The 24,829-nt window shown below is 70.5% G+C and carries 24 protein-coding genes and 1 tRNA gene; 18 read left to right on the top strand and 7 right to left on the bottom strand.

Translation table 11 applies throughout. The features are described 5' to 3' along the window. Positions 1–194: 194 nt before the first annotated feature. The gene (locus V3W47_RS18880) at positions 195–1,643 is read right to left on the bottom strand and encodes a glycoside hydrolase family 13 protein (RefSeq protein ID WP_331826785.1); all 1,449 of its coding nucleotides are present in this window, start codon (positions 1,641–1,643) and stop codon (positions 195–197) included. 81 nt (positions 1,644–1,724) lie between these two features. After that, positions 1,725–3,035: an HD domain-containing protein gene (locus V3W47_RS18875; protein ID WP_331826784.1), complete on the bottom strand. Its 1,311-nt coding sequence runs from the start codon at positions 3,033–3,035 to the stop codon at positions 1,725–1,727. Positions 3,036–3,131: 96 nt separating this feature from the next. Between V3W47_RS18875 and V3W47_RS18870 the strand changes: the two genes are divergently transcribed. Then, a tRNA-Ala gene (locus tag V3W47_RS18870) sits at positions 3,132–3,206 on the top strand. A gap of 44 nt (positions 3,207–3,250) precedes the next feature. On the opposite strand, the gene V3W47_RS18865 is transcribed toward V3W47_RS18870, so the two are convergent. Further along, positions 3,251–3,982, bottom strand: coding sequence for a GNAT family N-acetyltransferase (locus tag V3W47_RS18865; protein WP_331826783.1), 732 nt, complete (start codon positions 3,980–3,982; stop codon positions 3,251–3,253). Between the two features lie 70 nt (positions 3,983–4,052). Here V3W47_RS18865 and V3W47_RS18860 point away from each other — a divergent pair, with 70 nt between their 5' ends. Together V3W47_RS18860 and V3W47_RS18855 are read left to right on the top strand one after the other, a co-directional pair. Continuing rightward, entirely contained in the window at positions 4,053–6,470 is a 2,418-nt protein-coding gene (locus V3W47_RS18860; RefSeq protein WP_331826782.1) for a glutamine--tRNA ligase/YqeY domain fusion protein, read from the top strand. Between the two features lie 188 nt (positions 6,471–6,658). Then, positions 6,659–7,462 (top strand): hypothetical protein, encoded by an 804-nt coding sequence (locus tag V3W47_RS18855; protein WP_331826781.1) that lies wholly within the window; start codon positions 6,659–6,661, stop codon positions 7,460–7,462. Positions 7,463–7,630: 168 nt separating this feature from the next. Here the strand turns inward: V3W47_RS18855 and V3W47_RS18850 are convergent, their stop codons facing one another. Continuing rightward, positions 7,631–8,794: an FAD-dependent oxidoreductase gene (locus tag V3W47_RS18850; protein ID WP_331826780.1), complete on the bottom strand. Its 1,164-nt coding sequence runs from the start codon at positions 8,792–8,794 to the stop codon at positions 7,631–7,633. A gap of 244 nt (positions 8,795–9,038) precedes the next feature. On the opposite strand from V3W47_RS18850, the gene V3W47_RS18845 reads away from it, so the two are divergent. The 3 genes from V3W47_RS18845 (at position 9,039) to V3W47_RS18835 (ending at position 14,662) form a co-directional block, all read left to right on the top strand. Beyond that, positions 9,039–10,553: a SpoIID/LytB domain-containing protein gene (locus V3W47_RS18845; RefSeq protein ID WP_331826779.1), complete on the top strand. Its 1,515-nt coding sequence runs from the start codon at positions 9,039–9,041 to the stop codon at positions 10,551–10,553. Further along, the gene (locus V3W47_RS18840; RefSeq protein ID WP_331826778.1) at positions 10,543–13,353 is read left to right on the top strand and encodes an LPS-assembly protein LptD; all 2,811 of its coding nucleotides are present in this window, start codon (positions 10,543–10,545) and stop codon (positions 13,351–13,353) included. The genes V3W47_RS18845 and V3W47_RS18840 overlap by 11 nt, the downstream gene beginning before the upstream one ends. A 232-nt stretch (positions 13,354–13,585) precedes the next feature. Then, positions 13,586–14,662, top strand: coding sequence for a hypothetical protein (locus V3W47_RS18835; RefSeq protein ID WP_331826777.1), 1,077 nt, complete (start codon positions 13,586–13,588; stop codon positions 14,660–14,662). On the opposite strand, the gene V3W47_RS18830 is transcribed toward V3W47_RS18835, so the two are convergent. Continuing rightward, the gene (locus V3W47_RS18830) at positions 14,563–15,735 is read right to left on the bottom strand and encodes a serine hydrolase domain-containing protein (protein ID WP_331826776.1); all 1,173 of its coding nucleotides are present in this window, start codon (positions 15,733–15,735) and stop codon (positions 14,563–14,565) included. The two genes, V3W47_RS18835 and V3W47_RS18830, sit on opposite strands and share 100 nt — an antisense overlap. Before the next feature lie 191 nt (positions 15,736–15,926). Between V3W47_RS18830 and infA the strand changes: the two genes are divergently transcribed. From infA to V3W47_RS18790, 8 genes are all read left to right on the top strand, one after another. Then, entirely contained in the window at positions 15,927–16,169 is a 243-nt protein-coding gene (infA, locus tag V3W47_RS18825; RefSeq protein WP_019588656.1) for a translation initiation factor IF-1, read from the top strand. 114 nt (positions 16,170–16,283) lie between these two features. Next, positions 16,284–16,397, top strand: a complete 114-nt coding sequence (gene rpmJ / locus V3W47_RS18820) for a 50S ribosomal protein L36 (protein ID WP_102127891.1) — start codon at positions 16,284–16,286, stop codon at positions 16,395–16,397. Positions 16,398–16,399: 2 nt separating this feature from the next. Continuing rightward, positions 16,400–16,780, top strand: coding sequence for a 30S ribosomal protein S13 (gene rpsM, locus V3W47_RS18815; RefSeq protein ID WP_331826775.1), 381 nt, complete (start codon positions 16,400–16,402; stop codon positions 16,778–16,780). A gap of 3 nt (positions 16,781–16,783) precedes the next feature. Next, a complete protein-coding gene (gene rpsK, locus V3W47_RS18810) occupies positions 16,784–17,179 on the top strand; it encodes a 30S ribosomal protein S11 (RefSeq protein ID WP_331826774.1) in 396 nt (131 codons plus the stop codon). Positions 17,180–17,326: 147 nt separating this feature from the next. Further along, a complete protein-coding gene (rpsD, locus tag V3W47_RS18805; RefSeq protein WP_331826773.1) occupies positions 17,327–17,947 on the top strand; it encodes a 30S ribosomal protein S4 in 621 nt (206 codons plus the stop codon). Positions 17,948–17,958: 11 nt separating this feature from the next. Continuing rightward, positions 17,959–18,963 (top strand): DNA-directed RNA polymerase subunit alpha, encoded by a 1,005-nt coding sequence (locus V3W47_RS18800; protein ID WP_331826772.1) that lies wholly within the window; start codon positions 17,959–17,961, stop codon positions 18,961–18,963. 50 nt (positions 18,964–19,013) lie between these two features. Further along, on the top strand, positions 19,014–19,364 hold the full coding sequence (gene rplQ, locus V3W47_RS18795; protein ID WP_331826771.1) for a 50S ribosomal protein L17: 351 nt from the start codon (positions 19,014–19,016) through the stop codon (positions 19,362–19,364). A 91-nt stretch (positions 19,365–19,455) separates the two neighbouring features. Continuing rightward, entirely contained in the window at positions 19,456–20,028 is a 573-nt protein-coding gene (locus tag V3W47_RS18790; protein WP_331826770.1) for an alpha/beta hydrolase, read from the top strand. A gap of 129 nt (positions 20,029–20,157) precedes the next feature. On the opposite strand, the gene trxA is transcribed toward V3W47_RS18790, so the two are convergent. After that, positions 20,158–20,496 carry a thioredoxin gene (gene trxA / locus V3W47_RS18785; RefSeq protein WP_331826769.1) on the bottom strand — a complete coding sequence of 113 codons (339 nt, stop codon included), beginning with the start codon at positions 20,494–20,496 and terminating at the stop codon, positions 20,158–20,160. A 95-nt stretch (positions 20,497–20,591) separates the two neighbouring features. Here trxA and V3W47_RS18780 point away from each other — a divergent pair, with 95 nt between their 5' ends. The 4 genes from V3W47_RS18780 to V3W47_RS18765 all read left to right on the top strand — a co-directional run bounded on the left by V3W47_RS18780 (position 20,592) and on the right by V3W47_RS18765 (position 24,089). Continuing rightward, positions 20,592–20,921 carry a DUF309 domain-containing protein gene (locus V3W47_RS18780; protein WP_331826768.1) on the top strand — a complete coding sequence of 110 codons (330 nt, stop codon included), beginning with the start codon at positions 20,592–20,594 and terminating at the stop codon, positions 20,919–20,921. 157 nt (positions 20,922–21,078) lie between these two features. Beyond that, positions 21,079–21,672, top strand: coding sequence for a LabA-like NYN domain-containing protein (locus V3W47_RS18775; protein ID WP_331826767.1), 594 nt, complete (start codon positions 21,079–21,081; stop codon positions 21,670–21,672). Then, positions 21,662–22,711, top strand: a complete 1,050-nt coding sequence (gene plsX, locus V3W47_RS18770; RefSeq protein ID WP_331826766.1) for a phosphate acyltransferase PlsX — start codon at positions 21,662–21,664, stop codon at positions 22,709–22,711. Before V3W47_RS18775 ends, plsX begins: the two co-directional genes overlap by 11 nt. Positions 22,712–22,901: 190 nt before the next feature. After that, positions 22,902–24,089: a mechanosensitive ion channel family protein gene (locus tag V3W47_RS18765; RefSeq protein ID WP_331826765.1), complete on the top strand. Its 1,188-nt coding sequence runs from the start codon at positions 22,902–22,904 to the stop codon at positions 24,087–24,089. Between the two features lie 57 nt (positions 24,090–24,146). Here the strand turns inward: V3W47_RS18765 and V3W47_RS18760 are convergent. Continuing rightward, positions 24,147–24,829 (bottom strand): ATP-dependent metallopeptidase FtsH/Yme1/Tma family protein (locus tag V3W47_RS18760; RefSeq protein ID WP_503623872.1); only part of this gene is annotated, 683 nt, incomplete at its 5' end.

Genomic DNA, 24,829 nt, shown 5'->3' with positions numbered 1-24,829 from the left:
GGGTATCGTCAATCAGGCAGTACAGTGTCGTCAGGACGGTCTGGGCATCGAGAACTGGGGTCACAACCTGTTCTGACAGATGCTCGCACCGTCCGTTGTTCACCTCCTCTCATTGCACATCAAGCGTCACAAGGGGGGAGGTCGGGTGGGGGTGAGCGGGCAGAGCCTCCAAAAAAGCTGCCGTCAATTTCCCTTCATGCCCGAACCAGCACCACCGCCCCACGCGCCGGAACCTCTATGTCAGTCTGACCACTCAACTCATACGTCCGCCCCGTGAGCGCATCCCGGTAATTGCCCGGCTGAACGTCGGCCAGAGGGAGGCGGGCGGGGTCGAAGCCGCAGTTGAGGGCGACGTGGGCGTTTCCGCCCTCATGCCCGCGCACGAAGACGAGGTGGTCGCCCTGCGCGTGGGTGACGTGAAAACTTCCGCGCCGCAGGGCCTCCGAAGCGTGACGGGCGGCGGTAAGGGTGCGCGTCAGCCTCAGCGTCTCGCGGTCCCAGCTCGCCTCGTCGTGCCAGGGGAAGGCGCGGCGGCAGTCGGGGTCGGGGCCGCCGGGCAGTCCCACCTCGTCGCCGTAGTAGATGCACGGGGCACCCAGGTACGTCATCTGAAAGACGGTGGCGAGACGGGAGGCGGTCGCGTCGCCGCCCACGGCGGTGAGGTAGCGGGCCGTGTCGTGCGAGTCGAGCAGGTTGAGCTGCGCGGCCACGATATCGGGGTGATACATGCGCGTCACGTCGCTCATGCGGCGGGCGAAGGCGGCGGCGTCCATCGGGTCCACGCGTCCCGTGCCGCTCCTCTCGTTCATGGGGTGGTCGAGCGTCCGCGCCCCGAAAAAGGCGAGGCAGGGCCGGGTGAAGTGGTAGTTCATCACCGCGTCGAACTGGTCCCCGGCGAGCCAGCGGTGGGCGTCGCCCCAGATTTCACCGACGATGTAGGCGTCCGGGTTGACCCCCTTGACCCGGCGGCGGAACTCCCGCCAGAACTCGTCGTCGTCGATCTCGTTGGGCACGTCCAGCCGCCAGCCGTCGATGCCGAAGCGCGTCCAGTATTCGGCCACGTCCCATAGAAAGTCGCGGACGGCGGGGGTGTTCGTGTTGAACTTCGGCAGCGCCCGGTTGCCCCACCACGCCTGATACCCGGCGGGCCGCGCGTCCTCGTAGGCGTGCAGCGGCCAGGAGGAGACGTGGAACCAGTCGCGGTACGCGCTCGCCTCCCCCTGCTCCAGCAGGTCGTTGAACTGGAAAAAGCCCCGGCTCGCGTGGTTGAACACCCCGTCCAGCACCACCCGGATGCCCCGCGCGTGCGCCTCGTCGATCAGGACGCGCAACGCCTCGTCGCCGCCGAGCATGGGGTCCACCCGGGAGTAGTCGTGGGTGTGGTAGCGGTGGTTGCTGGCCGACTGGAACACCGGGCAGAAGTAGATGGCGTTCACGCCGAGGGACTGGATATGATCGAGGTGGTCCACCACGCCCCACAGGTCGCCGCCCATATAGTTGTGGAAGTGCGGTTTGTCGCCCCACTCCTGAAGATTCAGGCCGGTGACGCGCCCGCTGCGGGCGAAGCGGTCGGGGAAAATCTGGTAGAAGACGGCATCCTTGACCCACTCGGGGGTGACGGGGTGGGGCACGGGGGGATTCATCGCCCGGCAGCATACGGGGCGGACCCTACGGAAAACTGACAGGGTGGGGAGGAGTCGCCGGGGGACGGTTGTCAAAAAGGGTCAGGGGACCCGGTTCTCCTGTGAGGCGCGGGCGAGGAGCAGGGCGCGGGCTTCCTCGGAGGAGTTCACCTCGCCGAGCGCCTGCGCCTCCGCCACCTCCCGGAGTGCCTGTCCGACGGCGGGGCCGGGGGGAATACCGAGTAGTTTCATCACGTCCTCGCCCGTGAGGAGGGGCGGCGGGGCGGTGGGCCTTTCCTCCAGCGCCGCGAGCACCCTGGCAAACGCGGCGGCGTAGGCGTGGCGGATGGCGGGATGGCTGTCCGGCCCACGCGCGGCCTCCCGGTCGGCGAGCATCAGCCGCAGCAGGTCGGGCAGGAGGTCGCGGCGGCGGTGAACGAAGCGCCGGGCCTCCCGCTCGTCCGCCGGGAGTGGAGCCATGTGCGCCCGCACGAGGGCGGCGGCCCGCTCGACCTGAGCTGAGGGCAACCGCAACCGCGTCAGAATCTGCCCGGTCAGCGCCGCCCCGAGCTTGTCGTGGTCGTAGAAGGTGGTGCGGCCCGATCTCGGATTCACGCCCTGGGCGCGCGGCTTGCCCACGTCGTGCAGCAGCGTTGCCCAGCGCAGGGGGAGGCTCGCGTCCGGGAAGCGGGCGAGGAGCTGATGCAGCGCCTCCACCCCATGCCCGAATACGTCGAGGTGGTGGAAGCCGCCCTGCGTGACCCCGCTGCCCTCCCGCAGTTCCGGCAGAGTGAGGGCGAGCAGGCCGAGGGCTTCGAGCCGCAGCACCCCGCGCGCCGCGTCCGGGTGGCCGAGGAGGGCGTGCATCTCGTCGCGGGTGCGCTCCGGCGCGGGCATGGGCAGTTGGCCTGCCGCCAGTTCCGCCGCGACCTCCCGCACCGCCGCCCCCGTCCCCGCCTCCAGCCGGAAGCCGAGCGTGACCTCGAACCGCACCGCTCGCCACGCCCGCAACGGGTCGTCCCACAGGTTCGCCGCCGAGACCATCCGCAGCCGCCGCGCACGCAGGTCCGCCCGCCCGCCCGTGGGGTCGATCACCTGCCCCGCCGCCGTCAGCGCCAGCGCGTTCACCGTGAAGTCGCGCCGCCGCAGGTCGTCCGTCACGTCGTCCGGCAGCGGAACAAGGTCATGTTGCACCCCGTCCGGGGCGTGGACACGCCAGTAGCCGCGCTCCTCGTCCAGTGGGAAGGCCGACCCGCCCACCTCCCCCGCCAATGCCCGCGCCGCGCCCTCGGGGTCGGGGGTCGCCCAGTCGAAGTCCTTGGGGGCCACGCCGCGCAGCCAGTCGCGGGCCGCCCCGCCCACGAGCAGGGCACCCGGTGGGAAGGGGGGCAGGGGAGGGCGGCGGCGGAACATGGGCGACATGCTAACGGGGTCGCCCAGCGCCGACCGTCCGCGCTCTGGCCTACGCCTTGCCTCGCTCCCCGGCCTCTGCTAGCCTGCGTGCGCTGAGGGGGCTTAGCTCAGCGGGAGAGCATCCGCTTTGCAAGCGGAGGGTCAAGAGTTCGAATCTCTTAGCCTCCACCATAGAGGAACACCGTCTCGGGCGGTGTTTTTCTTTTGCCCCTCCTTCACCTCCTCCAGTACCTCGGCGTCTGCGTCGCGGACAGCAGCGCGAGCGCGTCGGGGTGGCCCGCCCGTTCGGTGAGGGCAGCGGCCTCCCTTGCGGCCCTCTTCCTCCCCAGCCAGGCGTCCCAGTAGGCGCGCAGCGTTTCCGTCACTAGTGCCGTCTCCACCGTGTCTCCGCCGTCCAGCGGGTGGAAGAGGAGGTCGAGGTCGGTGAGGGGGCTGCCGTCCGGGCCGCCGACGGGTTGCCAGTACGGTGCGTCCACGGTGCGGTAGCCCAGCGCGTGTAGCGCACGGCGGCGGGCGAGCGGATCGGTGCCGACGCGGGCCTCCGCCACGCGGGCCTCGGTGTCCTGCCGCCCGGCGAACACGCTGTCGGCGAAGAGTCCGGCCAGCCCCCGCGCCCGCACCTCCCCCAGCTTGGCGCGGTGAATGGCGCGGGCGACCCCCCGGCCCCGTGCGGCGGGCGAGACCGCAACGAAGGAGCTGAAGCCCGCCCGTGGCAGCAGGTGATACACCGTGCCGCCCAGCACGGCACCCGCCTCGTCCTCGGCGACCAGGATGCGGTCCTCGCGCCCACCCCGCCCGGCGACGAGGTGCGGAAAGACCCCCGGCGGGATGAGCATGTCGGGGGCGTAGTAGCTCGCCTCCTGAATGTGGCCGAACGCCTCCAGGGCCGGGTCGGCGGGGTCGGTGACGCGGCGGACGGTCACGGGGGAGGGGGTGGTGCGGGTCATGCGGGGCACCGTAGCGCCGGACTGCCCCCGTCACCGTGAGGCGTGGGGGGACGGCGCTATCCTGACCCCAATGACCGGGCCAGACAGCACCACGGGCGGGGACACGGCGGGCACCGTTCCCCGCGTCGCCCCCAATTTCATCACGGAAGTCATCGAGCGCGACCTCTCGGCTGGCAAGTACCCAGGGGTCGTGACCCGCTTTCCGCCCGAGCCGAACGGCTATCTGCACCTGGGGCACACCTTCGCGTCGTTCCTCGACTTCCAGACCGCCGTGCAGTACGGGGGCCGCTACCACCTGCGGCTGGACGACACCAACCCGGAAGGTGAGAGCGAGGAGTTCGCGCAGGGCATTCAGGACGACCTCGCGTGGCTGGGCTGGGACTGGGGGCCGAACCTCTACTACGCCTCGGATAACTTCGGGCGGTACTACGGGTACGCCGAGCGCCTGATCGAGATGGGCCGGGCCTACGTGGATTCCGTGAGCGGCGAGGAGATGGCCCGCCTGCGCGGCAGCGCCACCGAGGCGGGCACGCCCAGCCCGTACCGCGACCGCTCCGTGGGGGAGAACCTCGACCTCTTCCGGCGGATGCGCGCGGGCGAGTTCCCCGACGGTGCCCACGTCCTGCGTGCGAAGATCGACCTCGCCTCCCCCAACATGAAGCTGCGCGACCCGGTGCTCTACCGCATCCTGCGCGCCACGCACTACCGGGCGGGCGATGAGTGGTGCATCTACCCCATGTACGACTTCCAGCACCCGCTTCAGGACGCGCTGGAGGGTGTGACCCATTCCATGTGCAGCCTGGAGTTCGTGGACAACCGGGCGATCTACGACTGGCTGATGGAGACGCTGGGCTTTTCGCCGCGCCCCCACCAGTACGAGTTCGGGCGGCGCAGTCTGGAATACACGGTGGTCAGCAAGCGCAAGCTCCGCCAGCTCGTGCAGGGGGGTGTGGTGAGCGGCTGGGACGACCCCCGGATGCCCACCCTGCGCGCCCAGCGGCGGCTCGGCGTGACGCCGGAGGCCGTGCGCGCCTTCGCCTCGGGCATCGGGGTGAGCCGCACGAACCGCACCGTGGACATCGCCGTGTACGAGAACGCCGTGCGCGACGACCTCAACCACCGCGCCCCCCGCGTGATGGCCGTCCTCGACCCCGTGCGCGTGGTGATCGGGAACGTTCCGGCAGGGGAGACGCGCACCCTCTCCCTCCCCTACTGGCCGCATGACGTGATCCGCGACTCGCCGGACGGCCTCGTGGCCCTGCCGACGGGTGAACGGGTGGCCCCCGAACAGGCCGTGCGCGACGTGCCCCTCACCCGCGAGCTGTACATCGAGCGCGAGGACTTCAACCCCGAGCCGCCCAAGGGGTACAAGCGCCTCACGGTGGGCGGTACGGTGCGTCTGCGCGGGGCCGGAATCATCCGGGCCGACTCGTTCGAGACGGACGACGCCGGGCAGGTGACGACCATTCAGGCGACCCTGCTCGGTGAGGAGGCGAAGGCCGCCGGGGTCGTCCACTGGGTCAGCGCCGCGCACGCCCTCCCCGCCGAGTTCCGCCTGTACGACCGCCTCTTCCGCGTGCCCCACCCCGAGGGCGAGAACCCCGACGACATCGCCCCGCCCTTCGACCCCGAACGGATGAGCCACGAGAACGAGGCCGCGCCCGTGGACGCCGGATTCCTGCGCTTCCTCAACCCGCACAGCCTGCGCGTGACGCGCGGGTACGTCGAGCCGAGCGTGGCGGGCGACCCGGCGGACACCCGCTACCAGTTCGAGCGGCAGGGGTACTTCTGGCGCGATCCGGTGGACAGCCGGGAGGACGCGCTGGTGTTCGGGCGCATCATCACCTTGAAGGACACGTGGGGGAGGGAGCAGAAGGCCGAAGGCGGAGGGCCGAGGGCGGAGAAGCCGGTGGCGAAGGTCGACGCTCCACAGCCCACTCCCCACTCCCCACAGCCCCTCACCGCCGGGCAGGAGGCCGAGGTCGCCCGCCTCACCGCTGGGGGCGTGGCCGAGGCCGAGGCGCGGACGCTGGCGCGGGACGCGGTGCTGGGCGCGTTCTTCGCGGAGGCAAATGCGGGCGAACACGCCGCGCAGATCGCCGGGTGGACCGTGAACGATCTCGCCCCTGCCCTGCGCGCCGGCGAGAGCCGCATCCGGGCCGCCGACCTCCCCGCGCTCGCGGGCCTGCTCGCGGGCGGGCAGATCAGCACCCGCATCGCCAAAGATGTGCTCGTCCGCGCCGCCGGGTCGGGCGAGGCCCCCGCCGCCATCGTCGAGCGCGAGGGCCTGCGCGTCGTGACGGACACGGGTGCCCTCGAGGCCGCCATCCGCGAGGTCATGGACGCCAACCCCGATAAGGTGGCCGCGTACCGGGGCGGCAAGACGGGGCTGATGGGCTTCTTCACCGGTCAGGTCATGCGCGCCACGGGCGGGAAGGCCGACCCGAAGGTGGTTGCCGAACTGCTGGGAGCGGCACTCGGCGGCTGACGCCCCTCCGCCAATTCATCCAGCCGGGTGCCCGCCATGCAGCGCATGTGGGGTGCCCGTCCCTTTGCCTACCCTGGGGACGCAGGAAATCCAGCCCCGGAGGTGTTCCCATGAGTCGAAAAGCGAGTCCGCAGCCCTTCCCGTCCCCCACCCCTTCCCGTCCCCCACCCCTTCCCTCCGAGGTTCCTATGGTCAGTCTTCCCGGCCTGGAGCGGTCCTTCGCGCGGCTTGATCAGCGCGTCAAGGTCGCCCCGGCCCCCAGCGCGGGCCGCTTCCTCCGCCCCTCCTTCTCCATCGATGTGGACCGCGACCGCCACGGCGAGCATTTCCTCGTCCGCCTCCCCGACGACCCGCCCGAATTGAGCGTGCTCGACGTGCGCCCCGAGCTGCGGCAACTGCTCCTGATGGCCCGCACCGACGGGCGCAAGGACAAGTTCCTGTGCGGCTTCGACGAGCGGCACCTCTTCACAGCCGCCGTGCCCGGCGAGGGCGTCCGCGACGTGATCACCGCGATGGGGGCGCTCAAGCCCGCCGCCGTCCGCGCCCACGAGGAGCGGCTGTGCGTGCGGTCCCGCCACCGTCTGCGCCGCCACAACGCCGCCTCGCTGCGGCAGGGCGAGTGGTTCTTCGTGCCCGTCCCCAGCCTTATGGTGCCCGCCGAGCGGGTGCGGCGGGACGAACCCCTCCAGCGTGGCCCCGGCAGCCAGCCCCACCGCTGCGCCGAGGCGGCCCGGCTGGGTGGCGAGGTCGTGTACGTCTCCCGCCGCCACCGCCGCCCTCTCACGCCCGCCGAACACGCGCGGCTGTTGGAGCGCACCCCGAACGCCCGGACGTGGGCCTGGGAAACGCGGGTCCGCGACCCCGAACTCTACGTGCGCGGCGAGGTCCGCCACCCCGACCACGCGACCCTGCGCCTCCCCGGCTGGCACCGCGTCCTCATGAATACCGAGAACGAGGCACCGGGTGCCCGCTTCGTGGCGTTTCTGGATTGACGGGAGGTGCTGGAAGGCAGGTTGGCTGATGCTCAAAGCCGCTGCCTCGTTCCATGAATGCTGAGGACACACGGTGGGAGGGACACGGACAGGCTTTTCGCCTCATGGGACGGGATGAAGAGAAGGAGCGGCTGAGGCCGAGCTGTCCTAACCCCTCACCCTCATCCCTCACCTCTCCCACGGCCTCCCCTCCACCCCCGCCACCCGCGCCGCGAGGTCATACGCCACCGCCATCCCCAGCGTGTCGGCGAGCGGCCCGCCGAGCAGGAGATGAACGCCGGGCGCGACCTCCTCGTGGGTGGGCGGAGTGTCCGCGCGGCCCCCCGGCAGGGCGACCCACGCGCCGGGCACGTCGGCGAGGCTGCGGCCCACCTCCAGTGCCCCCGTGGCGAGGGCGGGCAGAGCGTCCATCAGGCCGATCAGGTCCTCCAGCGTCTCGCGCCGCACGCCGACGGGCACGCCGGTCAGCCGCCCACCGACGGGGACATACCCGTGTGGGTCCCGGTGATGGATGGGTGGAACCAGCGTGAAGCCGCCGTTCTGCGGACGCAGGGTCAGGCCGCCCGCGCGCAGGGTTGGGGTGGCGTCGGTGGTCGGGACGTTCAGGCGCGGTGACTGCCGGTACGCCCGTCCGTGCCCCGTGTGCGCCCCCAGATCGTGTTCGGCGGCGTGTGGTCCCTCCGCCCCCAGCGCCACGATCACCACCCCGGCACGGACCTCGTGCGTCTCGTGGGTGACGACCTCGTGCGTGTTCGTGACGGTCAGGCGCTCCAGACACACGCCGCCGGGGATCAAGGCCGCGTGGGTGTTGAGGAGGAGGTCGGCCCCGGCACGCACCGCCCCCTGCCCACACGCGAGGGCGACCGAGCCGGGGCGGTAGGTGGCGGCGTCCTCGTCCACCCGCGCAAAGGGGAGGGCGTGGGGATCAACCACGTCGGCCAGGTCCGGGAAGTGGGCGAGCAGGTCGGCGGTGGGAACGCGCCCTTCCCCCTCCGCCGCGTAGAAATCCAATAGGGAGCGGGGCTGGAACTGCACGTCGTTCAACTCGCGCTCAAGCTGGCTGCGGTCCCACACGGCCTCCCGCTCGCGGCCCGGCGGCACGTCCAGCCCCGTCCACACGCCCGGCGCGAGGATCGTCGCCCCCTCCTCGTTCGGAAGACCGCCGCGCTCCGCGAGCAGGAGGCGCAGGCCGGGGGCGAGGCGGCGCAGGAAGAGGGCACACGCGGCCCCCATCCGCCCCGCGCCAAGAATCACCACGTCGTACTCCCGCTCCACAAACGTCTGCCCGACGTGTGCCCACACGCGCCCCGTCGCCTTTGCCCGCCCCGTCATGGAACGCATGATGGCGTCTGGAGGGTTCTGGAGTTTGGAGTGCGCTGGGCAGGCGGGGCCTGCCACCCCCCACCCGGCCTCCCCCGCAAGGGGGGAGGAGTCAAAAGGCCCAACTGCTGGCAGTCCACGGCCTCCCTTCTGCTGGCGGCTGGCCGCTGGCCGCTGGCTGCTCCCCCCAACGTGTGCCCGCTCTCACGCTCCTGTCAGGCCCCGTACAGAGGAGGCTGCGTATACTCGCGGGGCAATGCGGCTTTTGATGCTTGCGCTGGCGCTCGGGTCGGGTGCGGGGGCGCTGGATGTGCGGGTGCTCGTGGCGAGCGGCCCACAACTCGCCGTGCGCGTGCCCACGGCTGCGCCTGTGCCTGCGGTGGCGGCAGCCCCGGCGACGCCCGTGACGCCCGCGCCCCTGCCCCCGGCACCCGTCCCCGCCCGTCCCCTCGGCCTCGGCCTCACCCCGACTCTGCCCGTGCCCGGCTTCCGGGTCCCCCTCGCCCCTGCTCCCGCCGCGCCCGTTCCCCTCGCCCCGCCACCGCCCGTGCCGCCGCCCGCCGCGCCCGTGCCCGTCAACCCGGTGCCCGTGAACAATGTGTGGACGGTGGGGGCACGTGGGGCAAATCTCACCCTCAATGGGGTGGACGCGGGGAGCGCGACCCTGTACCTGCCGCCCGCGCCGGGCAATGTGGTGGAGATCGGCGGGCGGGCGTACCGGGGCGGCGTGCTGCTGCGCTCCGAGCGCGGGACCGTGCAGGGCATCAACGTGGTGGACGTGGAGGATTACCTGCGCGGGGTGGTGCCCGCCGAGATGCCCCCCTCGTGGCCCGCCGCCGCCCTCGCCGCTCAGGCCGTGATTGCCCGCACTTACGTCGCCGCGCGGGTGAACCCGGCCCTGCCTTACGACACCTGCGCCACCGAGACCTGCCAGGTCTACCGGGGCGTCAGCGCCGAGCGCCCGGCCACCGACGCGGCCATTCGCGCGACCGCCGGGGAGGTCGTGGTGTACGGGGGACGGCCCGCGAGCACGCACTTCTCCAGCGATTCGGGGGGCTTCACGGCGTCGAGCGCCGAGGTCTGGGGCCGGGACCTGCCGTACCTCACCGCCCGCCCGGACCCGCATTCGACGGGGGGGCCGCGTGCCCGCTGGCGAGTAGAGGTCGGCGCGGTCCGCGTGGGCGAGGTCGCCGCGCGCTACCGGGTCCGTGTCGGCACGCTGACGGCGGTGCGCGTCACCCGCGCGAGCGAGTCGGGCCGGGCGCAGGAGGTCACGTTCACGGGCACGGGCGGGACGGCCCGCCTCGCCGGGGCGAATGCGGGGGCCTTCATCCGCGCCCTCGGTGGGGCGAGCAGCCGAGCGACCCTGAGCGGCCCGGTCGGTCCGGGCACGCCGCTCGTCGTGGAGGGGTTCGGGGCCGGGCACGGGGTCGGCCTCTCCCAATACGGGGCGCTCGGCCTCGCGCGGCAGGGGATGAACCATCCGCAGATTCTCGGCTTCTACTATCCGGGCACGAGTTTGGGACTGCTGGCGGGTGGGGGGGGAGGACGGCCCGTGCTGGCGGGGGTGCGTCCGCTGCCGACGGAGAAGGCGTGGGACGAAGGGCTGAGTGCGCTCGGATGGCGCTTCGGTTCCCCCCTCCCAGCCTCCCCCACAAGGGGGGAGGGGCAACACATCATCGTTGCGAGCCTCTGGGCAACCTCCCAGACACGCGCTGATCTGACTACCCCTTCACCTCTCTTTGCTTCCACCGGCTCCCATGCCGAGTAAGGCCGCCAGCCGCCTCTTCCGCCGTGGGGAGGGGAGACGGCGCGGCGCTCTCCTCGCCGTTGCCTCGTTGCTGGGGCTGTCCGCGCTCGGTGAGGCGGCGGCGCGCACCGTGCGGATCGTGCAGGCGCAGACGCTGGAACTGCGGCGGGTGGACGAGCAGGAACTCGTCGTCATCACGGGCGGCGAGAACGGCGCGCAGGTCGAGCTGCGGGTGGACGAGGACGTGGTGCGCGCGGTCCGGGTGGAGTACAACCGCACCCGCCGCACCCTCACGCTGATCGGGGCGGCGACCTACCGCACGGCGGCGGACGGGCAGACCCTCACGGGCGAGAACCTCGTCGTGGACCTTGCCGGGGAGCAACTGACGGGCGAGGACGTGCTCATCAGCGACGCGGACATCGAGATTCGCGGGCAGCAGGTGGAGCGCGTGCCGGGGCAACTGCGCGCCTCGGGTGGGTACTTCACCCCCTGCGCGAAGTGCGGGCGCACGCCGAACGACTACGCCTTCCGCGCCGAGCGGCTGATCGTGTATCCCGGCGACCGCCTGATCGCCTACCGGGCGCAACTCCTCCTCGCCGACTTCCCCGTCCTGTACCTGCCCGTCGTGGTGCTGCCGCTGAACGACCCCGAGCGCCAGCCCCGGCTCCTGATCGGCACCGGCGACCCGGACGGCGTGAGGATCGAGGCCGACCTCCCCTTCAGCGTGGGCGCGAGCACCCTGGGCACGACGCTCTTTCGCTACTACGAGAACCGCAACCCCAGCGTCGGCTTCGGGGTGAGCCTGCGCTCCTACGCGCCGCTGCCCTTCCTCGACCGCCTCGACCTGTACACGCTCGCGCAGCCCAAGCCCTTCGCGTCGGACGGGACGCAGCAGCTCGGCTATGACATAGACCTCGACCTCACCGCGCGGGGCCGCATCCCCCTCACGCTCGCGGTGCGGGACCTCGATTATTCACTCAACGTCCTCCGCAACGACATCGGGCGCACGGAGGCCGACCCGGAGCGCGGCGTCACGCGCGTCACCTTCGGGGCGAACGTGGAGTACCCCCTCTTCACGGCGGCCCTCAACTACATCGACCGCTACGGCCCCGAGCCGACGACCGCGCTCACCACGCCCCTCAAGGAGCCGGAGGTCGTGCTCGATCCTAAGCCCTACACGCAGGGGGGCTTCAGCGCCGACTTCAAGGTGACGGCGGGGCGCTACACGGGGGCAAGCAACCCGCTCTCGCGCAGTGCGGCGGCGGAGGGCATCAACATCACCACCACCCGGCTGGAGGAGCAGCACGCCCTCGCCTTCGCCGCGCGGCCCTGGACGAACGCCGACCTCGCGCTGACGAACACCTTCACCGGGCGCTACTACGGGACGGGCGCGCGGACGGTGGACCTCAACCTCGGCGTGGAACTCAACCAGCGCTTCAACGACACGAACACGCTGCGGGTCCGCTCCAACTATTTCCGACTGGAGGGCACCAGCCCCTTCGCCTTCGACGCGCTGGGGGGCCGCCGCCTGAGCGCGCCGCTGACCCTCGACCTGACGACCGTGCCCGTGCGGGACGTGACCTTCGGCGTGTCGTACACCCACGACCTGATCCTGCCCGCCAGCCTGCAACTCCCCGCCGCCTTCCGGCTGAACGTGAACCGCCTGCCCTTGAACGTGACCTCCTCGCTCGCGTACAACTTCGGCACCCGCGAGCTGGAGAACGCGGCCTTCAACGTGACCCTGAGCGACCCGAACGCGGACCGGGTGACGGTGACGCCCGCGCTCCCGGCCCGGCCCGCCACACCGGAGAGTCCCGCCGTCCCCGCCCGACCCGAGACCGCGACGCGGAGTTCCCGCTGGCCCGCGCCCGACCTCACCCTCACGGCGAGCGGGAGCTACAGCCGCACGGGGGGCTACGAACCCTTCACCGTGCGCGCGACCGTCACCGACGACGTGCGGACGAACAACTTCAGCGTCTACGCCTCCCACGACATCGACACGCCCCGCCTGAGCAGCGTGGGTTTCGAGGCGAGCCTGACGACGACCGCCGACGCGGTGCTCAACCCCATCACCTTCACCGCCCGCGAGAACCTGAACATCCTCACGCCGCGCATCACCGGGAGCTACGCGCTGACGTGGCGGGGGGCCTACAGCCTCACCGCCGCCCACGACCTCGCGCTGGAGCAACCGGACACCGTGCGGGAGAGCGGCACCGTCACCTTCGGGGTGGGCACCGTGGGGCTGGCGACGAACTGGCAACTGACCTACGGCGGCCCCTACGACCTGCGCCGCCAGAGCTGGACGCGCCCCAACGTCTCCGCGAGCCTGCGCGCCACCCGCCCCGGCCAGAGCCTCGCCCTCGCCGCCGTGGTCAACACGCCCGGTCTCGACCAGACGCGCCTGGAACTCAGCCGCGCCGACCTCAACGCCGACTGGCAGTTCGGCACCCGCACCTCCCTGTCGGGCCGCGCCGTGTACACCCGCACCCGCACGGGCACCTTCCCCGACGATGTGGCGACCGACACCCTGATCCTCGACCCCCTGCGCTTCGGCCTCGCTCTCGGCAACGGCCCGAAGCCCGGCGCGTACCTCACCGCCAGCCTGCGCCAGACGCTGACGTGGCAGGCTGGCGAGCGCGTCAATCCCTCGCCCCTCGCGCCCGTGATCGGGCTGACCATCGACCGCTGCTGCTGGTCGCTCCAGGCCGAGATCGACATGAGCCTGCGCCGTTACCGCCTCGCCATCGGTCTGCCGGGCAGCAACACCTACCCGCTGTTCGACCTGACCGGGGACGGGTTCAATGTGCCGCTGCTGCCGTGAGGAGCAGCCAGCTTCCAGCCGCCAGCGAAGGACGGATGAGGTTCTTGGTGGACGACCATACGAAGATGGGGGCCACTTCTTTTGCCCCTTCCCCTTGAGGGGGGAGGCCGGGTGGGGGTGAGCGGGCCTGGCTCCCCAGAACCCAGCCTGACAACCTGTCAAAGCCTGTTCGCTCGCAGCTTCCAACGCCGCCCCTCTGACACGCACTCCTCTTTCCCCGGAGGCCCACCCCATGACCCGACCCCGCTTCCGCCCCCTGGCCCTCGCCCTGCTCCTTCCCGGCCTGCTCGCCGCCTGCACCGGCACCGACGAGGGGGCCGTCACGTTGCGGCTCGCCGTGCTGACCGACGGCGGGGCCACCGTGCGGACGGTAACGACCGGGGACACGGGCACCACCCCCGACCCGGACGTGTCCGTGAGCGTGACGGACGGCGTGGCGCTCGACACCCTGCCCGGCGGCACCCGCCTCGCGCTGACCCTGCGGGCGGGCATCGAGAGCCGGGACGTGAACATCGCGGGTCCCGTGGCCTTCGCCACCCTGCCCTTCGCGCAGACATGCCTGACGACGACGGCCTTCAGCGCCCTGCGCGACCGCCTGCTCACCCTCAACGACTGTGATGTCACAGACGGCCTCCAGCAACTCGCCTTGTACCGCATTGACGGCACGCTGGTCTGGACGGCGATCTTGCCCGTCTTCACGCCACCCATTATCACAGCCGACACGCCGCCCATCCGCATCGCCGTGATCGGAAACATCGGGGTGGTGGCCCGGCCCGCGCTCGGCGGGGGCAGTGAGACGATCCGGGTGGCGCAGGAGAACACCGGGGACCTCGTGGCCGAATACAGCACGCCCATCACCACCCCCGCCATCCGTGACCTCGCGCCGCAGGGGAGCACGATCTACGCCGCGACGGACACGGGCATTCAGCCGCTCAGTGACCTCGGCGTGCCCGACGCGGCCCGCACCGTGAGCGCCTTCGGGAGTGGCCGGGTGGACCGACTGTGGACGGGCGCGAGCACGGGCGGCGGGTCCAACCTCTTCGCCGCTTGGCGCGACACGACCCTCTCGGGCGCGAGCAGCGAGCCTTTGCGCGTGTGGGACGGCGTACGAACGAGCGCCGTCTTCGTCGCCAACATCGCCGAACTGCGCGACGTGAGCTTCGCCCTCGACGGCAGGCTCTACGCCCTGACCCGCACCACCCTCACGAGCTACGACACCGTGTACGGGCTGGGGCAGGGCAACTGGCAGGCGACCCTCCTGCTGAGCGACCTGAACGACGCGCGGGCGGTGACGTGGCTGGTGCCTTGAGAGAGGTGAGGCGTTAGGAGTTGGGGGTGAGGGGGGCGCTTCCTAATGCCTAACGCCTCATCCCTCTCGCTCAATATCGCCAGCACGCTCCCCAGCACCGCTCCCCGCCCCCCCGCCAGCGGCAGGCCGCCCCGCGCGAGGAGGACCACCGCCGCGCCGTCCTCCGGGCGCAGGGCGAGGGCCGTGCGGGTGCCGCGCGCCACACCGTCATGCCACCACACGCCGCGTGTCCCGAACCAGCCGGGGGCCACGCCGTCCGCGTGCGGGGGGAGGCCGGGGGGCCGGGTGAGGGTGCGCCACTCCTCGCCCGTCTGCCCTCCCACGTGAGCTGCGGCGAAGGCCAGCAGGTCCGCCGCCGTCCCGAACAGCCCGCCCGCCCCCACGAGCGGCCCGAAGCCCGTGACGCCCGCGCCGAGGAGGGTGGAGGTGGGAGCCACAAGCCGGGCGGGGTCCGGCGTGAGCGACACGTCCGCCAGCCCCAGCGGCCCGGTGACGTGGCGCGCGAGTGCCCGACCAAAGCCCGCCGCGTCCATCGTCTCGCCCGCCGCGTGCGCGAGGGCCAGCGCGAGGACGCCCATCCCCAGGTTCGAGTACGCGAAGCGGCCCGCTGCCCGCCGACTTGCCCACCGCCGCGCGCTCGCCAGGGCGTCCCCCGCGCTCATCCCGCCGTAGGGGTCCTGAAAGCGGGTGAAGGTCGTCACCACCACGCGGGCCGGGTGCGTGGGCAGGCCCGCCGTGTGGGTGGCGAGGGCGCGCGGCGTCACGAAGGCCGGGAAGCCGCGCAAAGGTCCCCCCAGCCGCGCGAGGGGCGCGTCCCACTCCAGCCGCCCCGCCCGCACGAGCGCGTCCGCCAGCGCCGCCGTGAAGGGTTTGGTCACGCTCGCCAGCTCGAAGAGGCCGTCACGCGGCACCCCACCGAGGCTGACTACGACCACCCGACCGTTCCGCACCGCGCCGATCACTCCACCCCGCCGCAGCGCTGCGCGCACGAGGGGCCGCGCAGCGCCCACGTCCGTGCCGAACACATCGCCCATCTCACGCAGGGCCTGACGGAGCGGGTCGCGGCGGAACATGGGGGCAGGGTAACGTCTGCCGGGGCGGTCAGGAGGGAGGGGGGCGGCTGGCCCGGCGGTGGCCCTTCCACGTCCTCAGAACGGGAGGACCCACACCCGAACTGTCACCTGCGCTTGCCTCTTTCCGGGCCGCCGTGCTAACTTCTCCTTTGGCTTGTATCAGGCCGGGAGGTTGCGTGGCAAGACGAAGGATGCCGGAACAGCGGGAGAAGCGTAAGAAGGAAGAGTCCGACACTGTGCGGGCGGAGGGCGTGGTCGAAGAGGCGCTGCCGAACACCACGTTCCGGGTGAAGCTCGATACCGGGCACGACATTCTGGCGTACATCAGCGGCAAGATGCGGATTCATTACATCCGGATTCTGCCGGGGGACCGCGTGGTTCTGGAGATCAGTCCGTACGACACGTCGCGCGGGCGCATCGTCTACCGCAAGTAACCGTTTCGGGCCGGGGTACCCAACAGATTCCCCGCCGGGAGAGGTGGGGGGTCGAGCGCTGCCGGGCGCGCCGCCATGATGGGCGGCGACGTGAGGCGGCTGCGAGGAGGAAGCATGAAAGTTCGGAGCAGTGTCAAGAGGATGTGCGACAACTGCAAGGTGATCCGCCGTCATGGGCGCGTCGTGGTCATCTGCACCAACGTCAAGCACAAGCAGAGGCAGGGTTAAGCATGGCACGTGTTGCCGGTGTGGACCTTCCGCGCGAGAAGCGCGTCGAGATCGCCCTGACCTATATCTACGGGATCGGCCTGACCCGCTCGAAGGAAGTTCTGGCGCAGACCGGGATCAATCCCGACACCCGCGTGAAGAACCTCTCGGAGTCTGAGCAGAGCAGCCTGCGTGATGCGGTCGAGCGCACTTATAAGGTCGAGGGTGACCTTCGAAGCGAGGTCGGCCAGAACATCAAGCGCCTGATGGATATCGGTGCGTACCGGGGCCTGCGTCACCGCCGGGGCCTGCCCGTGCGCGGCCAGCGCACGAAGACGAACGCCCGCACCCGCAAGGGACCGCGCAAGACCGTCGCCGGCAAGAAGAAAGCGACGAGGAAGTAAGCCATGGCGAAACCCACCAAGGGCAAGACCCCCCGCCGCGCCCGGCGCAACATCAGCGCGGGCCGCGCGTACGTCCACGCGAGCTACAACAACACCATCGTGACGATCACCGACCTCGACGGCAACTCCGTCGCGTGGTCGAGCGGCGGCACCATCGGCTACAAGGGCAGCAAGAAGGGCACGCCCTACGCGGCCCAGCTCGCCGCCGCCGACGCGGTGAAAAAGGCCCAGCAGACCTTCGGCATGAACATCGTGGACGTGATCGTGCGCGGCACTGGCTCGGGCCGCGAGCAGGCGATCCGCGCGATTCAGGCGTCCGGCATCGAGGTCAAGTCGATCATGGACGACAGCCCCGTGCCTCACAACGGCTGCCGCCCCAAGAAGAAGCACCGCGCCTAGACGGCGCAGCAGCGGCCCACCTGCCCCGTTCCCGCCGCGTCCAGCGTGACGTGAAAGCCGCACCACCGGCGAGGGAACGGGCACCAGAGGGCCGCCTGACCCGGTGACGTGCCCCTCTCCGGCACGCACCGCAAGGAGAATCAAGACATGGGTCGTTTTCGTGGATCGATTACCAAACTCAGCCGCCGCGAGGGCATCAACCTTGCGGAGACCGAGAAAGTCCAGAAGTACCTCGACAAGCGCCCCTACGCGCCCGGCCAGCACGGCCAGCGCCGGGGCCGGGGCCGTCCCAGCGACTACAGCGTGCGTCTGCGTGAGAAGCAGAAGCTCGCCCGCCTGTACGGCATGAACGAGAAGCAGTTCCGCAACCTCTTCGAGGAGGCGGCGAACGTTCCCGGCGTGACGGGCACGGTGTTCCTGCAACTGCTGGAGCGCCGCCTCGACAACGTGGTCTTCCGCATGGGCTTCGCCTCCACCCGCCGTCAGGCGCGGCAGTTCGTCGGGCACGGGCATGTCCTCGTGAACGGCAAGAAGGTGGACATCTCCTCGTACCGGGTCAAGATCGGTGACGAGATCAGCGTCTCCGAGAAGAGCCGCCAGATGGGCTTTATCCAGGAGAACATGGAGGCGCAGAAGCGCCGCCGCACCAGCCCCTGGATCGAGCTGAACCCCGATACCTTCACCGGCACCTTCTCGCGCCTGCCCGCGCGTGAGGACCTCGCGCTGCCGATCAACGAGAACTTCATCATCGAGTATTACTCGCGCTAAGGGAGGCCCCAATGGACCAAAAGCGCCCCCAATTGAAAGCCCGCGTCGACGGCGATTACGGCGAGTTCGTGCTCGAACCGCTCACGCGCGGCTACGGGGTCACCATCGGGAACCCCGTTCGCCGCATCCTGATGTCCTCGATTCCCGGTACCGCCGTGACCAGCGTGTACATCGAGGACGTCCTGCACGAGTTCTCCACCATCCCCGGCGTCCGCGAGGACGTGATCCGCCTGATCCTCAACCTCAAGGAACTCGTCGTGAGGTTCCACGCGCCCGGCCCCAAGACGCTGACCCTGCGTGCCCAGGGTGAGGGCGTGGTGCGGGCGAGTGCCTTCGAGGTGCCTAGTGACGCCGAGATCGTGAACCCGGACCTGACCATCGCCACCCTCGCCGAGGACGGCAAGCTGGTGATGGAGGTGCGCGTGGAGGAGGGCGAGGGCTACGTCCCCGCCGACAAGCACGCCACGAAGGACCGCATCAACTCGATTCCGGTGGACGCCGTGTTCTCGCCCGTGCGCCGCGTCGCCTACCACGTCGAGAACACCCGCGTGGGCCAGCAGACCGACCTCGACCGCCTGATCCTGCGCGTCTGGACCGACGGCTCGACCGGGCCGCAGGACGCGCTCGACAAGGCCGTGGAGATTCTGCGCGACGAGCTGACGGTGTTCGGCAACGTGGAGACGCTGCCCGCCGTCACCGTGCCCGACGTGCAGCCCGTCTACACGCCCGCCGCGCCGACGAGCCTGCCGAGTGTGTACGACCTGCCCCGGCAGCCGGAGCTGAGCATCAACCCCCAGCCGTACCCCGCCGACCTCGACACGCCCCGCGTGACGCTGGAGGGCCTGGGGCTGACCACCCGCGTGCTGCACTCCCTCAAGGAGGAAGGCATCGACAGCGTGGACGCCCTGTGCGCCCTGAGTGACCGTGACCTGAAGAAGGTTCCCGGCATCGGCGAGCGCAGCCTCGACGAGATCAAGCAGCAGCTCGCCCAGTTCGGGCTGGCCCTCAGAGACTAATTCCAGTGCGCGGGTAACTCTGCCCGCGCCTGCTTCCCAAAGGAGACCCCATGCGTCACGGCAAAGCCGGTCGCAAGCTCAACCGCAACAGCAGCGCCCGCGTCGCCCTGGCCCGTGCCCAGGCGACCGCGCTGCTGCGCGAGGGCCGCATCCAGACGACCCTCACGAAGGCCAAAGAGCTGCGCCCCTACGTTGAGAAGCTGATCACCACCGCCAAGGGTGGCGACCTCCACGCCCGCCGCCTCGTCGCCCGCGACATCCACGACAATGCCGTGGTCCGCAAGGTGATGGACGAGGTGGCCCCCAAGTACGCCGACCGTCCCGGCGGCTACACCCGCATCCTGCGCGTGGGCACCCGGCGCGGCGACGGCGTGACGATGGCATTGATCGAACTCGTCTGAGTCCAGACATGCCCCACAGCCCCGCTTCGGCGGGGTTTTTCTGTTTGCTGACGGCTGACGGCTGACCGCTGAAAGCTGATACCTTCCCCCCATGACCCCCACCCTCGTCATCGTTCCCGGCCTGGGCGACAGCGGCCCGGACCATTGGAACACCCTCTGGACCGAGAAGTTCGGGGCCGCGCGCGTGCGGCAGGATGACCCCGAAGCACCGACGGCGGAGGGTTGGACGGCGCGGCTTCAGGAGGTCGTGGAGGCGACGCCCGGTGAACTCGTCCTCGTCGGACACTCGTGCGGCGTGCTGACCATCGTCCACTGGGCGCGGTTGTACGGCGGGCATGAGCGGGTGCGAGGTGCCCTCCTCGTCAGCCCGACCGACGCGGAACAGGCGAACATGGAAGAACTGGCTCCCGCCGTGCGGCAGCTCGCCCCCGTGCCGCTCTCCCCGCTGCCCTTCCCGGCCCTCGTCATCGCCAGCGAGAACGATCCCTACGTGAGCTTCGAGCGGGCTGAGGCGTTCGCCGACGCCTGGGACGCCGCCTTCGTCTCAGCGGGCGAGGTCGGCCACATCAACGTGGCGAGCGGGCACGGCGACTGGGAGGAGGGCGAAATCCTGCTCGGCGAGGCCCTGCACGCCTGGACGCCGCCGGAGGTCTCGCGCTTTTAGGGGCGGTCAAACCGTCTAGAGAGACCTCCTTGAGCGGTTCGACGGTCAGACTGTCAGACTGTTAGACCATCCGACCCAATGCGAAAGAGCCACCCCCGGAAGAGGCGGCCCCATCAAGAGAATCGGCGCTCAGTTTGCCGTGACGGCGGCAGGCTCGGCGTACTTGTCGAGCAACGCCTCGAAGGCGCGCTTGGGCTGGGCACCCACCATGCCCTCGACGGGCTGGCCGTCCTTGAAGAGGATCAGGGTGGGGATGCTCATGACGCGGAACTGGCCCTGGGTAACGGGGTTGTCGTCCACGTTGAGCTTGCCGACCTTGACGCGGCCCTCGTACTGCCCGGCGAGTTCCTCGACGACCGGGGCGATGATGCGGCAGGGACCGCACCACGGTGCCCAGAAGTCGACCAGAGTCAGGCCGCTTCCGATCTCGTCCCGGAAGTTGCTGTCCGTAAGTTCCAAAGGCTTCATGAGGACAGTCTAGCGCCGGGGGATGGGGGCGGATAGGGAGAAGATGGACGGTGGATAACCCGCCGTTCATGCCCACTCAACGCTAGGGTGGGGGGATGATGGAGGGGCTGAGGGAGGAGTTGAGGGCGGGTGCCCGGCTCTTCGACGCGGGTGAGTGGTGGGAGGCGCACGAGGCCTGGGAGGGACCGTGGATGCATGCGAGCGGCGACGAGCGGCACTTCATCCAGGCCCTGATCCTCCTCGCCGCCGCGTTGCACAAGCGCTGGCACCACGGCAGCCTCGCCCACCGCAACTTCCATAAGGCGGAGGCGTATCTGGACCGCCTGCCCGCCGAGTACGGCGGCGTCCACCTCGCCCGGTTGCGCGCGGAGGTGTGGGAGGCGTTACACGATTCAAGCCTGCGCCCGCGCGTGGAGGAATCCTGAAGCGTTCTGCCCCTCTTTCTGGCGGCTGGAAGCTGGCGACGGGCGACCCCGTGCCCCGCCCCTCCAGACGAGCATTGAGGGAAGTGACGGTGCTCCCTTATCCTGTGGCCCATGTCCGCCCACCTCAGCGGCGGCAGATGCGAAAGGCAGGATGACGATGGAACGGATTGCACTCTTTATTGACGGTGCCAACGTGTACGCGGCGGCCAAGCGGCTGGGGTGGAACTTCGACCACCGCAAGATTCTGGAATACTTCGGCGGCCACGGCGTGCTGCACAACGCCTTCTACTACACGGCGGTGCCCCTGCCGATGGACGACAAGCAGAAACGCTTCATCGACGCGCTGACCTACATGGGCTACACGGTGCGGACCCGGCCCCTGCGGGAGTCCACCGACGAACACGGCGACACCCAGCGCCGGGCGAGCCTCGACATCGAGATCGTGACCGACCTGCTGACCACCGACACGCGCTACGACACGGCGGTGCTGCTGACGGGCGACGGCGACTTCGAGCGCCCGGTGGAGGTGCTGCGGGCGCGCGGCAAGCGGGTGATCGTGGCGAGCATCCCGGAGATGACGAGCTACGAGTTGCGGAACGCCGCCGACACCTACGTGGACTTCAAGGACATCCGCGAGCAGGTCGAGCGGCCCGGCTACCGCCTGCCCAGCGAGCAGCGCGGCGAGACGCGCGGGGCCGAGAGCCGCCCGTACTACGTGACGGCCCCCCTGACCGACGCCGATGACCGCTAAGGGCGCTCCCGCCACCACGGGCATCCCCACGACCGCCCTGCCTATCGCCCTCGATGCGGTCGGCGGCGACCACGGGGCCGCGCCCAACGTGGCGGGAGCGGTGCAGGCGGCCCGCGCGGGGGTGCCCGTCCTCCTCGTCGGCGAGCGGGTGCGGCTCCACAGCGAACTCGGCAAGCACGCCGGGAGCGTGAGTCTGCCCATCGACGTGGTGGACGCGCCCGACGTGATCGGCATGGACGAACACGCCAGCGACGTGCGGGGCCGCGCCGGGGCGAGCATCAACGTCTGCACCCGGCTGGTGAAGGAGGGCCGCGCCGCCGCCGCCGTCAGCATGGGCCACAGCGGCGCGACGATGGCCTCGGCGCTGTTCACCCTGGGGCGCGTGAAGGGCGTGGACCGTCCCGCCATCCTCACCCACCTGCCAAGCAAGAAGGGCTTCGTCACCCTGCTCGACGTGGGCGCGAACGCCGACGTGAAGCCCGCCTACCTCGCTCAATGGGCACGCCTCGCCACCGTGTACCTGCGGGTCGTGGAGGATCAGGCCGACCCCACCGTGGGCCTGCTCTCCATCGGCGAGGAGGACCACAAGGGCAGCCAGATGGTGCTGGAGGCGCACGCGCTCCTGCGTGAGTTGAACGGGAAGGGCGTCAATTTCCACGGCAACGTCGAGGGCCGGGACATCTTCGCGGGCACGACCGACATCGTGGTGACGGACGGCTTCACGGGTAACGTGGTCCTCAAACTCGCGGAGGGCGAGGCGAAGGTGCTGTTCGGCTGGGTGCGCGACGCATTGGGAAGCAGTCTCAAGACGAAGGTGGGAGGTTTCCTCGTGCGCGGGGCATTGCGGGGCCTCGCCGAGCGGATGGACCCCAGCACCTACGGGGCGAGCATCCTCCTCGGCGTGCGCGGCCTGACCTTCATCGGGCACGGAAGTGCGGATGCCAGGGCGGTCAAGAACGCCCTCCTGCGGGCCTCACGCGCCCATGAGACCAACCTGATCGCGCGGCTGGAGGCGGCGCTGGCCCCGCAGGGGGGATAGGCGGGGAAGGGCGGCTGAGTCGTCACGTCGCCCCCTCACCCCGGCCCTCTCCCACCGGGGGGGAGGGAGAAAGACACAGCTTCTATCGTCTTCCCTGTCAGCGAAGGGAATATCGTCCACCCCGTCTGTCCCGCCCACTCCGGCAAGGTTCTCTAACGGTTCTCCCGGCGACGTGTGAGAGGCTGGGCCGGTGCTGGACGAACTGACCTTTCAACTCCAAAAACCGCAGGTGTGGCTGGGCCTCGGCCTCACCCTGCTCGTCGCCTACGCGCTCTACCGCTTCGGACGGACGCTCTTGCGCGCCCTGGAGCCACATGTGCGCCGCCCGCTTCTGACGGGGCTGAAGTGGCTGTGGCTGGTCGTGGTGGCGGTGGGCTGGCTCGCCGTCGCCACGCAGGTCGCGTACCTGCCGAGCGTGCCTTTCCTGTTCGACCTCGGCGAGGACATCGTAGGCGGCTTCCGCAACAGCGCCGGGCAGGTCGTGGTGATTCTGGCGCTCGCCCTTATCGCGTGGAACCTGATCGGATCGCTGAGTTCGCGCATCGTGCCGGAGGAGGAGTTCAACCGCCGCACCGTGCGCGTCCAGACGCTCAAGGGCGTGGTGGAGAGCACCCTCAAGGTCGTTGTGGTGGTGATCGGCCTCATCGCGGGGCTTCAGGCGCTGGGGGTCAACGCGACGAGCCTCCTCGCGGGCGTGTCGGTCCTCGGCCTCGCGGTGGGCTTCGGCGCGCAGAGCCTCATCAAGGACGTGTTCACGGGCTTCTTCATCCTGCTGGAGGACCAGTACGGGATCGGCGACGTGATCACGGTGAACAACGGCGGGCTGAGCGGCGGTGTGGAGCGGCTGAACCTGCGCGTCACGGCCCTGCGGGCGCTCGACGGCACGGTCCACATCATCCCTAACGGGCAAATCCTGACCGTCAGCGTGAGCAGCAAGGACTGGTCGCGCGTGGTCGCCACCGTGGACGTGACCTACGCGGCGAACATCGACGATGCGTTGCGGGTGCTGGAGGCGGTGGGCCGCGAACTCCATACGGACCCGGAGTGGAGCACCTTCTTCACGGAGGAACCGGAGATGCAGGGCGTCACGCAACTCACGCCGGACGGGGTGCGGTTGCAGGCCCTCTTCAAGGTGCAGCCCAAGAGCCAGTACGCCCTCGGGCGCGAGTTCAACCGCCGCATCAAGATCGCGATGGACGAGGCCGGGATCGAGATTCCCTTCCCGCAGCGCAAGATCACGCTGGGGGCCGGACCCATCGAACTCAAGCTGACCCGCGAGGCGCTGGAGGGCCGGGACCCACGCGCTACGCAGGACCGGACTCACGCCCCCGTGAGGCCCGCCGAGACGCGCGATCCAGAGGAGGAACGGTCACAGTAAGGGGTGAGTGGGGGGTGGAACCGGCCCACCCCCCACTCACCACCCCCCACGGACCACTCACGCCGTCAGAGGCGTCAGCCCGCCGCCGCCCGCCTGCGGCAATTCCTCCAGCGTCCCGCCCGCGAGCAGGGTGGAGAACTCTTCACCACTCAGGGTCTCGCGGCGCATCAGGACGGCGACGATCTCATGCATCCGGTGGAGGTACTCGCGCATCAGGGAGAGGGTGCGGGCGTAGGCGGCGTCGATGAGGGCGCGCACCTCCTCGTCCACCAGGGAGGCGGTCGCCTCGCTCATGGGGAGGGCCTGCGGGCCACCGCCGAGGAAGTTGCCGTCATCGGTGGCGAGGGCCACCTTGCCCAGTCGCCCGCTCATCCCCCACTCCGTCACCATGCGGCGGGCGATGTTCGTCGCCTGCTGGAAGTCGTTCTGTGCGCCCGTCGTCACCTCGCCGTACACGACCTCCTCGGCGGCGCGGCCCGCCAGCGCCACGGCGATCATGTCCTCCAGCGCCGGGCGGGTGACGTGCAGGCGGTCGTCGGCGTCGGGCATCATGAACCCCGCCGCCCGCCCGCGAGGAACGACCGTGAGCTTGGCGACCCGGTTCGCGTGCGGGAGGAGCTGAGCGGCGAGAGCGTGCCCGACCTCGTGATATGCCGTCACCTTGCGGTCCGCTTCCCTCACCACCAGTGAGCGGCGTTCGGGTCCCATCAACACCCGGTCCCGCGCCTCGTCCACATCCC

Source organism: Deinococcus sp. YIM 134068, assembly GCF_036543075.1.
GTDB classification, from domain to species: Bacteria; Deinococcota; Deinococci; order Deinococcales; family Deinococcaceae; genus Deinococcus; species Deinococcus lichenicola.
Note: the sequence above shows the minus strand (reverse complement) of the source record. Positions and strands in the feature narration are given on the sequence as shown.